Genomic DNA, 11391 nt, shown 5'->3' with positions numbered 1-11391 from the left:
ACCCTTCATGCCGAGATGGTCGAGCCGGTGCCGCCGGACAGCGGCGCCGGCGACTGCACGGGCGACCGGTCAGCCAGGATGGCGGTCAGCGGCGCGAACACCCGCGAGCCGGCTGCCCGGACCGCCCGGGAACGCCGCAGGTCGGCCACCGCGAAGCACCGGCGCAGCCAGCGGTCCGTGCCGTCGTAGCGGGCGGTGAATCCGGTACGTCCGTGCACGGCCCGCCAGTTGTCGACCACCAGCAGGCTGCCGACGTCCAGCGCCACCGAGGTCAGCGACGCGGTCAGCACGGCGTCCAACTCGTCGAGGGCATGGCGGGCCGTCCGGGTCATCGGTTCCATGGCGTGGAAGTCGGCGGTCAGCTCCAGGTCGTCCGCCGGGCCGGACAGCACCGCCACCGGCTCGGAGTAGCCGGTGGAACCGAGCTGGGCGAAGGAACTGCTGAACTGGATCCGGAACAACGGCTGGCGCAGCACGGCCACACAGGACTCGGAGAGCCGGGACCGCACCCGCGTCGCCGCTCCGGTAAGCGTCTGACCGCTGCGGTCGTGGTCGGGGCGCAGGCACAGCAGGCTCAGGAAGTCCGGCTTGAACGGGTGGAAACCGTTCTCGGTGTGCAGCTCCAGGTAGGCCGAGCCGCTGTTCTCCTGCTGGTGTTCCGCCCCGGCGATCGGGGCGACGTCCTGCACGACCCGGCCGCGCTTCTCGTCGGCGTACCCGATGATGTTGCCCAGGTGGGACATGACCATCAGCTGGGCGGCCGTCGCGATGCCGGCCGCACGCCAGTCCGGCAGGTAGCCGTCGGTGGGTGTGGTGGGCAGCCGATCGTCGACCGGCACGTTGCGCACCAGCAGCGCGCCACCCGGGCTGCCGACGCAGCGGAAGGTCACCAGGGCTGCGACCAGGCGTTCGGGCAGCCGGCAACCGAGCAACTCCACGGTGGTCATGGTCGCCTGGGTGCCCAGGTCCGCGTTGCCGATGGCTTCGACGGCCTCGGCGCACAGGCCGCGCATCAGGGCGGCCTCGTCGTCGGTCAGGGTGACCTCGTCGAGGTCGCCGGCTTCGAACTCGGTGCTGCTCATCGGACTCACTCTCCCGGCGAGATCGTTCAGGCATCGGCGGACCGGCAGGCCCCGACGCGGCACGTTTCCACCCTGTGCGTGCCGGCCGCCCAGCGGAAGCGCAGGAGGCGCGCGCAGTCGACCTGCCCAGCTGACCAGGTCGCAATGAGGAGCAGACCCGCCGCGACGATGGAGGTTGACTAGCGGGGATACCGGGGCCCGCCACGCGGTGGCCGGGCCCCGACCAGCCGGACACCGCCGGACACCGGCGGGGTTCCGTTCGCATACGAGAAGGGAGCGCAGATGGCCGGGATCGATGCCGCGCGGCCCAGTGCAGAGCCCACGGCGCTGACCGCCGAGATGGTGGCGGACTATCAGCGCGACGGGTTCCTCCTGCTGCCCGCGCACCACCTGCCCGCCGATCTGCTGGCCGAACTGGTCGAGGCCACCCCCCGGATCCTGGCCCAGGAAGGGCCGCAGCGGGTCCTGGAGCGCGACGGGGTCACCGTCCGATCGGTGTACGGACCGCACCGCACCGATCCGGTGGTGGCCCGGGTCAGCCAGTCGGCGCAGCTGGCCGGGGCGGCCCGGCAGTTGCTCGGCGACGAAGTGTACGTGCACCAGTCGAAGGTCAACCTGAAGGCGGCCTTCGCCGGCGACCAGTGGGAGTGGCACCAGGACTACATCAACTGGCGGGACCGTGACGGGATCCCCACGCCGGACCTGGTCAACGTCACGGTGTTCCTGGACGAGGTCAACGAGTTCAACGGCCCGCTGACGTTCATCCCCGGCTCGCACCGGCACGGGCTGCTGGCCGGCACCGACACCGAGGGCATGCCGGCGGGTTACGAGGACGGACCGAACTGGCTGGCGACCCTCACCGCCACCGAGAAGTTCCAGGTCGACCGGGCCGTCATCCGCCGGTTGGCCAACCAGGGCGGGCTGGTCAGCCCGAAGGGGCCGGCGGGGTCCGTGCTGATGTTCCACCCGAACGTGCTGCACGCCTCGTCGCCGAACCTGTCACCGTTCGACCGGGCGATGCTGCTGATGGTCTACAACGGCGTCCGCAACGCGCCCCGGCCGGTGGCGAGCCCGCGGCCGGACTTCCTCGCCGAGCGGGAGGTCGTCCCCATCCCCCTTGCCGCCTGAGGACGGACCGCTGATGGCCGCCACCCGCCCGTGCCCGAGCGCGGTGCGGGCGGCGGCCCCGGCTGGTGCATCGCCTGCGCCTCACCCGGAAGACCCCGGTGCCGTCCCGCCCGCCGGCCCCCGCCCGGTCCGGCCCGAGCCGGTGGGGGTCAGGCCGGCGGGGTCGGCGGGTCGACGCAGAGCACCACCTTGAACGCCTCCTGCCGGTCGAACAGCCGGTAAGCCGACCCGGCGTCGGTCAGCGGCAGCCGGTGTGTGACGATCCGGCTGGGATCCAGCCGACCGGACCGGATCAGCGCCAGCACCGGTGCCCGCATCCGGATCGGATCCCCGACGGCGAAGCGCACCGTCAGCTCCCGGGCGAAGGCGAGCCCGGTGGGGAAGGGCATGGCGGTGGAATGGTGCGCGCCCACCGCGCAGACGGTGGCGTGCGCGGCGGCGGCCCGTACCGCGCAGTCGAGCGCCCCATCGGTGCCCACCGCCTCGATGACCGCGTCCGCGCCGCGGCCACCGCCGGCGCGTACCGCCTCGTCGAGCTGCTCCGGGGCGACCGCGGTGAACCCGAAGTCGGCCGCCCGGTCTCGCCGGGCCGGCGTCGGGTCGGCGACCACCACCCGGGCGGCGCCGGCGGTCACCGCGCAGAGCCCGGCGAGCAGCCCGACCGGGCCCGCGCCGACCACGGCGACCAGGTCACCGGGGGCCACCCGCGCGCCGTGCACCGCCGCCAGCCCGGTCGTCAGCACGTCACCGACGAAGAGGGCCTGCTCGTCGGTGACGTCGTCGGGGGTGGCGGCGAGCACCACGTCGGCGAAGGGCACCCGGACGAACTCGGCCTGCCCGCCGGCCAGCGGCGTGCCCACCACGTCGGCGTACCCGAACAGGGTCACTGCCGGGCACTGGTAGTGCCAACCACGGGCGCACGCCGCGCAGCGCCCGCAGGCCACCACGTCCGAGGCGAAGACCCGGGTGCCGACGGCGAAGGGGGCCTGCGCCCCGGCCTCGTGGACGGTGCCGGCGAACTCGTGCCCGAGCACCGTGCCGGGCGCGAACCCCGGCAGCTCCCCCCGGTACGGGTGCAGGTCGGTGCCGCACACGGCGGTGCGGGTGACCCGGACGATCACGTCGCGCGGGTGCTGCAGCCGCGGCAGTTCCACCTCGTCGACACGTACCGCTCCCGGGCCGTGGTAGACGACCGCCCGCATGGTCGGGCGGCCGGGCTCCGGGGCCCGCGTTCCTGGCATGGTCATCGGCGCACCTTCGCGACTGGGCCGGGACGGGGTGCCGCGCCGGCGCTGGTGGGGTCGCTGCGATCCTGGGCCAGCCGGGCCGTCGCCGACCAACCGCCGACGGCCGCCGTTGCGCCCTGCCCCGACGGGCGGCCCACCGACCCTGCCCCGACGGGCGGCCCACCGACCCTGCCCCGACGGGCGGCCCACCGACCCTGCCCCGACGGGCGGCCCACCGACCCTGCCCCGACGGGCGGCCCGGGTTCCGGTCCGGCGGGCAGCCGGTCGTCCGCCGTCCGGCCCCGCTTGGCCATGGCCGATCGGGGGCTGAAGAGAGGGGTGCGCGCGCCCACGACCGGCGCGAAGACTGGGCGGGCGACGACCTGACGACGACAGCGGAACGAGGTGGCGTACGGTGCCCGATGCTGGACAGGCTGGCCCGGATCCGTGCTGGTGGTCGGCGCGGCAGGTGGCCGACGCGATCGCCGCGCGTCGCATCTCGGCCCGGGAGTGCCTCGACGCCCAGCTTGCCCGGATCGACCGGCACAACGCCGGGCTGGGGTTGGTCGTCACCATCGACGAGCGGGCGCGGGAACGCGCCCGACAGGCCGACGAGGCGACCGCCCGGGGGGAGCGGTGGGGCCCCCTGCACGGGGTGGCCGTGACGATCAAGGACTGTCTCGCCACCGCCGGCCTGCGTACCACCGGGGGCCTGGCCGACCTGCGTACCTATCAGCCCCGCGAGGACGCCACGGCGGTGGCCGCGCTGCGGGCCGCCGGGGTGGTCGTGTTCGGCAAGACCAACGTGCCGACCGGCTCGGGTGACCTGCAGTCCTACAACGAGCTGTTCGGCGTGGCCCGCAATCCGTGGCATCCGGGGTACACCACCAGCGGGTCCTCCGGTGGCGCGGCCGGTGCCGTCGCGGCCGGATTCACCCCGCTGGAGCTCGGCTCCGACGTGGCCGGCTCGATCCGGGTGCCGGCCGGCGTCTGCGGCGTGTTCGGCCACAAGCCCAGCTACCGGGCGGTGCCGATGGTCGGCCACGTGCCGCCCTACCCGTTCAAGCCCCGGGAGGCCGACATCGCCGTGGTCGGCCCGATCGCCCGCACCGTGGAGGATCTGGAGACCGCCCTGACGGCGATCGCCGTGGCGCATCCCTGGGACGCCGCGGCGTGGCGGCTGTCGCTGCCGCCGCCGCGTCCGGTGCGCCGGGTCGCGGCCTGGTTCGACGACCCGTACTGCCCGGTGGACACCGAGGTCCGGGCCGCGCTGCGGGACGCCGCCGACCGGCTCGCCGACAGCGGCGTCGTCGTCGAGGAGGCCCGCCCCTCCGGGGTACGGCTCGCCGGCAGCGACGGTGTCTTCCGGCGGTTGCTGGCGTCGGTGGCGATGCCCGAGCACTCCGCCGAGGACGTCGACGAGATCGCCGCCGGGCGGCGTTCGCCCAGCGCGGTCCTCGGCGGCGAGCACGTCGCCCAGCGGTACCGCGACTGGGTGGAGGCCGACGACCAGCGGAACCGGCTGCGGGCCCGGTGGCGGCAGTTCTTCGCCGGCTACGACGCGATCCTGCTGCCGGTGGCGCCGAACCTGGCCGCCCGGCACGACCACCGGCCGTTCGGGGAGCGCACCGTCACCGTCGACGGGGTGATCCGCCCCTACTGGGACCAGATCGTCTGGGCCGGCCTGACCGGGGTCAGCTACCTGCCGTCCACAGTGGTGCCGGTCCGCCGCGACTCGCGGGGCCTGCCGATCGGCATCGCGGTGGCCGGTGACTACCTGCAGGACCGCACGACGCTGGCGGTGGCCCGCCGGCTCGCCGCCGTCCTGCCGCCCATCGGCCACCCCGAACTGACCGCGGTGACCGCCGACGACCTGCCGGTACGGCAGCCCTGACGGGAAGGTGCGCATGACAGAGCCGATCGACGTCGTCGTGCCCAACGTGGCCGAGTTCAACACCCGCAACCCGACCGTACGGCTGGGCCCGGCCGTCACCGACGTGGTCACCCGGGTCGCCGGTCACCTCGGCGACTACGCGGTCTACTGGAGCAGCGGCCGGCGGGTGCTGGTGCTGCCGCAGGGCCACGACCCGCACTGGTACGCCGACGTGCACCGGCTGCTGGACGAGCCGACGCCGCCGGTCGTCTCGCCGGTCCCCGCCAGCGGGATGGTGGCGAGGGACCTGCTGCGCGACGGCGCGGCGCTGGCCCGGCTGCGCGCCCTGTTGACCGGCCACGACGAGGTACGGCTGGTCACCTGGGGGGCGACGCCGGAGGTCTTCCTGCTCGCGGCGGCCCTGCGCGGCTGGGGCCTGACGGTGCGCCTGGACGGGGTGCCGGAGCGGGACTACTGGGTCAGCCGGCACCTGGATTCGAAGCTGAGCTGTCTCGACCTGGCCCGGGACGTGCCCGGGGTGCGGGTGCCGTCCGGGCTGCTGGTGGTCGACGACGTCGAGCTGCGCGGCGCGGTCGAGCACCTGTTGACCCTGCACGACCAGGTCATCGTGCGCAGCCCGTACGGCGTCGGCGGCGACGGCTCGGTGGTGCTGCGCCGCGACGCCCCGGGCGTCGGGGCGCTGTGGACCGCCGTGGAGCGGGACCCCTTCCTGCGCACCTTCCCGCTGCTGGTGCAGCGGTTCGTGCCGCACCGCCCGGGAATCGGCTGCCCGGCGGTGGACCTGCGCATCGACGACGAGGGGGTCCGGGAGATCGTGCCCACCGCGATGGCGGTGGACGTCGCCCGGGTGCAGGGGGTGCACGTCGGACCCGGCTCGGTGCCCCGGGCGGAGGCGGACCGGATGACCCGGATCGGCCGGAGCATCGGGGTCGCCGCGCACGCCCGGGGCTTCCGCGGCTGGATGTGCGTGGACTTCGTCCTGGCCGACGACGGCGCCTACCACGTCACCGAGATCAACGCCCGGCGCAGCGGCGCCATGCCGGCGATCGCCCTGCTGGACCGCTGGGGGCCGGCGGAGCGCGTGGTCTTCTCCCACGACGCGGTCACCCTCGGCACCCGGGGGCCGCTGTCCTACCTCGACGACGTGCGGCCGGTGCTCGCCCGGCTCTGGGCCGACGGGGTGCGGATCTACCCGACGTCGGTACGCGGGCTGGGGTTCCGCCAGCCGGTGCTGTCGTTGCTGGCCCCGGGGGCCGACGCGGCGCACGCGCAGCAGGTCGTGGCGGACGCCGCCCGGGACCTGGCCGCCGCCGTCGGCGGTGGTGGCCGGCCCCGCCGGTCGAAGACCGCCGCCGTGCCGACGACCGGCTGAGCCGCCCGCTCGTCCGCTGGCCGGTGGCTCGCTGCTCGGTCCACCGGTCCACCGGTCCTGCTGCTCTGCGGTCCACCGGCTCTGCGGTCTGTCGGTGGGCGGCGTCGTGGGCCGGGGAGCGGTGTCCCCGGCCCACGACGCCGCCGGGTCAGCGACCGATCACCCCACCGTCGCGGCGACGGATCGCCACGGTCGCCGAGCGGGGCCGCCCGTCCGGGTCGGCGTCGGGCCAGTTGCTCACCGCCCGTGGGTTCTGCGGGGTGGGCCGGTCCATGGTGGCCACCGCCTCACCCGGGTGCTGGACGTTGACGAACATGGTCCGGTGGTCCGGGGTGAAGGAGATCCCGGACATCTCGCAACCGCGCGGCCCGACCGCGAAGCGGCGTACCTCCCCGGTGACCGGGTCCGCCGCCAGCACCGCGTTGTTGCCCAGATTGACGTAGTACGTCCGGGGGTTGTTCAGCGACGAGTTGGAGATGTCGCTCTGGATCCACAACCGTCCGTCGCCGTCGAAGGCGAGCCCGTCCGGTGAACCGAACATCCCCGCCGCGTCGAGCGGCACGCTCGGGTCGAAGGCGGGGTCACCGGCCAGCAGGAAGATGTCCCACTCGAAGGTGGTGGCGGTGGCGTCGCCGTGCCGCTCGCGCCACCGCACGATGTGCCCGAACGGGTTGGGCTGCCGGGGATTGGCCGCGTTCGGGAAACCGGGGCCGTTGCTCAGCGTGGCGTACACCTCGTTGGTGTGCGGGTGCACCGCGATCCACTCCGGTCGGTCCATCGGCGTGGCGCCGACCGCGTCGGCGGCCTGCCGGGTCCGGAGCAGCACGTCGGCCTGGTCGCGCCAGCCGTTGGCCACGGTCAGCGGGCCGGTGCCGTGGGCCAGCGCCAGCCAGCGACCGGTGCCGTCGTCGTCGAACCGGGCGACGTAGAGGGTGCCGTGGTCCAGCGGGTGCCGGCCGGTGGCCCGCATCGTCCGCCAGCGGCCGGCGCTGACGAACTTGTAGATGTACTCGCCGACCTGGTCGTCGCCGGTGTAGACGACCACCCGTCCCCGGGACTCGGTCACCGTGGCGGTCTCGTGCTTGATCCGGCCCAGCGCGGTGCGCTTCACCGGCTTCGCCGTGGGGTCACGCGGGTCGATCTCCACCACCCACCCGAACCGGTTGACCTCGTGCGGGGTGGCGGCGAGGTCGAAGCGCGGATCCCCCTGGTGCCACCGGTAGCCGTAGCCTTCCCGGGTCACGCCGTAGCGGGCCTGCTCCGGCGTGGGTACCCAGCTCGGGTCGTCGGTGGCGAAGTACTCGTTCCAGTTCTCCTCGCAGGTGAGGTAGGTGCCCCACGGGGTGGCGCCGCACGAGCAGTTGTTCAGCGTCCCGCGCGGCTCGGCCCCGGTACGCAACGAGGGGTGGTCGCCGGCGACCGGGCCGGCGAAGCGTACCGGGGTGGCCATGGTGACGCGCCGGTTGAGCCGGGAGTCCACCAGCTCCCACCGCCCCCGGCGCAGCGCCACCTCCACCACGCTGACCCCGTGCGCCGCCAACGACTTGGCGACCTTCTCCGCCGTCATCACCGCGTCCCCGTCGGGGAAGAGCAGCAGCTGGTCGGCGTACTCGTGGTTGAGGACCAGCAGGCCACGGTCGGGGCCCAGGGGGAAGAACCGCATGCCGTCGTGGCTCATGCCGATCTGCTGGGCCTGCTCGGCCGCGGTGTTGGCGGCGTCCCGACGCCAGGCCGGCCCGTTCGCGCGGATCGGGGTGCCCCAGGGGATGAGCACCTGCGCGGTGTAGCCGTCGGGAACGGTGAGGGTGTCCGCCGAGCTGATCTCGACCGGCTGGAAACCCAGTAGCCGCCGACGCTGCCGCGCCCCGCCGGCGGCTGCCGCCTCGCCGCCGGCCGCGCCAGCGCCCAGGAAGCCGGCCGCCGCCACCACGCCGCCGGTGAGCGCGGTCCGGCGGGAGAGCCGGACGGTGAGGACGTCGGCGAAGAGCCGGTTGCCCGACGGGTTGGCGCTGATGTCGTCCGGTTCCGGCAGCGGGCCGGGGGACGGGGTGACGGGGCGGGACATGGCTGACCTCCAGGAGGATAGGCCGGCGGCGGCACCCGTCGGTTCAGGGCCGCCGCACGGTGTGGGTGATCTTGATCTGGGTGTACTCCAACAGCCCCCAGTGGCCGTACTCGACGCCGACGCCGGAGTCGCGCAGGCCACCGAAGGGGACGTCGTGGCGCAGGTCGCCGTGGGTGTTGACCCAGGCGGTGCCACAGTCGAGGCGGGCGGCGACGTCCCGGGCGACCGCCGGCTCGCCCCAGACCGAACCGCCCAGGGCGAAGCGGGTGCCGTTGGCGCGGGCCACCGCCTCGTCGAGGTCGTCGTAGCCGATGACCGGTACCACCGGCCCGAACTGCTCGTCCTGTTCCAGGTCGGTGCCGGGCGGCAGGTCGGTGACCACGGTCGGTGGGTAGAAGTGTCCGGGCCGGGGCAGGGCCGCCCCGCCGGTCACCACCCGGCCACCGGCCCGCGCCGCGGCGTCCACCAGCCGGTGGACGTGCTCCAGTTGGGCCCGGCTGACCAGCGGGCCGAGGTCGGTCCCGGGGTCGCGCCCGTCGCCGACGGTCACCGCCGCCGCCTCGGCGCGCAGCGCCTCGGTCAGCTCGGCGACCTGGCCCGACGGCGCGTACACCCGCTTGATGGCCGCGCAGAACTGTCCGCTGTTGACGGTCGCCCGGCGGAAGATGTCCCCGACGACCCGGCCGACCTCCGTGCCGGGCAGCAGGATGCACGGATCGTTGCCGCCGAGCTCCAGGACCACCCGCTTGAACGAGTCCGCCGCGCAGCGCGCGATGGCCCGGCCGGAGCGGATCGACCCGGTGAAGGAGACCATCCGGATCGCCGGGTGCGCCACCAGCGCCGACCCGAGGTCACCGTCGCCGCTGACCGTGCTGAACACCCCCGGCGGCAGCACCTCGGCCAGCAGCTGACCCATCCGCAGACTGGCCAGCGGCGTGACCGGCGACGGTTTGAGCACGACGGTGTTACCGGCCAGCAGCGCCGGCGCGATCTTCGTGACGGCCAGGATGACCGGGTAGTTGCTGGGGGCGATCGCGGCCACCGGGCCCACCGGCGTCCGGTCCAGGGTGACCTCGGTGGCCTCCTCGGCGACCAGCCGCTGCCGGGACAGCGACAGCTCGGCAGTGTGGCCGAACCAGTCGGCGGCGAGCGCCACCTCCGCCCGGGCCTGACGCAACGGCTTGCCCTGCTCGGCGGTGAGTAGTTCGGCCAACTCGTCACCCGCCTGCGCCAGCACCGAACCGCAGGCCAGCAGCGCCGCCCGCCGCCGGTCCGCACCCGACCGGGACCAGGCGTCGAAGGCGTCGACCGCGCCCACGACGGCGTCGTCGAGCTGCGCGGACGTGCAGCGCGGCGCTTCGGCGAAGACGTCGGCCGTGGCCGGATCCTCCACCGGTATCCGCCCGGGGGAGCGCGTGGAACGTCCCGCGATGGTCATCGGCATGAACACGGACCCTCTCCCCACTGACCTGGCCCATCCGGTTGACGGACCAGGTCAGTCTTCGCGCCGACGCCAGGGCCCAGAACCCCCGCTTGCGGGCATGCTCGTCCGGCCAGGGTCTTGGTGCGCCCGTCGGCGGCTCCCGGGTGCGGCCGGGGCGCGGGAGGGTCGTTGGCGCAGGGCGGTCCCGACCCGGGACCGTCGGATCGTCGGACGACCGGTGACGGCGGGAGGGGGCCGAGGTGACCTCGATCGAGGCGGTGCACACCTACCTGCCACCGAACCGGGTGTCGGCGGGTGACTGCCTCGCCGCCTACGGTTTCTCGCCGGCCCAGATCCGGATGCACGAGCGCTTCTACGGCTTCCGTGAGGTCCGGCTCGACCCGCAGGGCAGCCTGGCCGATCTGCTGGTCGGCGGGGGTGCCGGGCTGGCCGCGCTGCGGGGCCGCGAGCAACTGGTCCGCTACGTCCTGCACGCCCGGACCATGCCGGTGGTGGCCCCCTACCCGGTCAACCCGGTGCGGGAGGCGGCCCGCCGGCTGGGCCTGGCCCACGCCACGACGTTCACCGTCAGCCAGCATGCCTGCGCCTCCGGTCTGCTCGCCGTGGACCTGGCCGGCACACTGCTGGCCGACGATCCCGACCCCGCCGCGTTGGCGCTGGTGCTCACCGGTGAGAAGGCGTTCACCGCCTCCGCGCAGGTCATCTCCGGCACCGGGGTGATGGGGGAGGGCTGTTCGGCGCTGCTGGTCAACGCGCACGGCCAGCGCGACCGGGTGCTCTCCTACGCGGCCGGCACCTACGGCCGGTTCTCCGCCGGGCCGTGGATGTCGGAGCAGGACGCGGCGGCCTTCCGTGACGACTACCCGGTCATGGTTGCCGAGGTGGTCCGGGCGGCTGTCGACGAGGCCGGGCTGGACCTGGACCGGATCGTGGCGATCCTGCCGCACAACGTCAACCGGGTGTCCTGGCTGCGGGTACTGCGACTGCTGAACATCCGCAGCGCCGAGCGGCTGGTCCTGGACAACCTTCCCCGTACCGGGCACTGCTTCGCCGCGGACTCCTTCGCCGCCTACGAGCTGGCCCGCGCGCAGGGCCGGCTGAAACCCGGCGACCCGTACCTGATGACGTCGGTGGGGCTCGGCGCCACTGTCTCCGCGATGGTCCTCGTCCATTGATCCCC

8 protein-coding genes are annotated in these 11391 nt (G+C 74.4%); 4 read left to right on the top strand and 4 right to left on the bottom strand.

The window, feature by feature from the left end; all coding sequences use genetic code 11:
• Window positions 1-5 precede the first annotated feature (5 nt).
• Entirely contained in the window at window positions 6-1082 is a 1077-nt protein-coding gene (locus Q2K16_RS09370; protein ID WP_204959034.1) for a TauD/TfdA family dioxygenase, read from the bottom strand.
• Between the two features lie 282 nt (window positions 1083-1364).
• Here Q2K16_RS09370 and Q2K16_RS09365 point away from each other — a divergent pair, with 282 nt between their 5' ends.
• Window positions 1365-2210 (top strand): phytanoyl-CoA dioxygenase family protein, encoded by an 846-nt coding sequence (locus tag Q2K16_RS09365; protein ID WP_302744776.1) that lies wholly within the window; start codon window positions 1365-1367, stop codon window positions 2208-2210.
• A 149-nt stretch (window positions 2211-2359) separates the two neighbouring features.
• On the opposite strand, the gene Q2K16_RS09360 is transcribed toward Q2K16_RS09365, so the two are convergent.
• A complete protein-coding gene (locus tag Q2K16_RS09360) occupies window positions 2360-3457 on the bottom strand; it encodes an alcohol dehydrogenase catalytic domain-containing protein (RefSeq protein WP_302744774.1) in 1098 nt (365 codons plus the stop codon).
• Window positions 3458-3905: 448 nt separating this feature from the next.
• On the opposite strand from Q2K16_RS09360, the gene Q2K16_RS09355 reads away from it, so the two are divergent.
• Window positions 3906-5330, top strand: a complete 1425-nt coding sequence (locus Q2K16_RS09355; RefSeq protein ID WP_204959031.1) for an amidase family protein — start codon at window positions 3906-3908, stop codon at window positions 5328-5330.
• 13 nt (window positions 5331-5343) lie between these two features.
• The gene (locus Q2K16_RS09350; RefSeq protein WP_302744772.1) at window positions 5344-6702 is read left to right on the top strand and encodes a preATP grasp domain-containing protein; all 1359 of its coding nucleotides are present in this window, start codon (window positions 5344-5346) and stop codon (window positions 6700-6702) included.
• 148 nt (window positions 6703-6850) lie between these two features.
• Here Q2K16_RS09350 and Q2K16_RS09345 read toward each other — a convergent pair whose 3' ends face one another.
• Both Q2K16_RS09345 and Q2K16_RS09340 read right to left on the bottom strand, forming a co-directional pair.
• Window positions 6851-8767 carry a PhoX family protein gene (locus tag Q2K16_RS09345; protein WP_204959029.1) on the bottom strand — a complete coding sequence of 639 codons (1917 nt, stop codon included), beginning with the start codon at window positions 8765-8767 and terminating at the stop codon, window positions 6851-6853.
• Between the two features lie 43 nt (window positions 8768-8810).
• Window positions 8811-10211 (bottom strand): aldehyde dehydrogenase family protein, encoded by a 1401-nt coding sequence (locus tag Q2K16_RS09340; RefSeq protein ID WP_302744769.1) that lies wholly within the window; start codon window positions 10209-10211, stop codon window positions 8811-8813.
• Window positions 10212-10450: 239 nt separating this feature from the next.
• On the opposite strand from Q2K16_RS09340, the gene Q2K16_RS09335 reads away from it, so the two are divergent.
• On the top strand, window positions 10451-11386 hold the full coding sequence (locus Q2K16_RS09335) for a 3-oxoacyl-[acyl-carrier-protein] synthase III C-terminal domain-containing protein (protein WP_302744767.1): 936 nt from the start codon (window positions 10451-10453) through the stop codon (window positions 11384-11386).
• Window positions 11387-11391 lie beyond the last annotated feature (5 nt).

It is taken from the genome of Micromonospora cynarisoli, assembly GCF_030518815.1.
In the GTDB taxonomy this organism is placed as follows: domain Bacteria; phylum Actinomycetota; class Actinomycetes; order Mycobacteriales; family Micromonosporaceae; genus Micromonospora; species Micromonospora wenchangensis.
The sequence above is the reverse complement of the archived record's forward strand: the minus strand, read 5'-3'. Positions and strand labels throughout refer to the sequence as shown.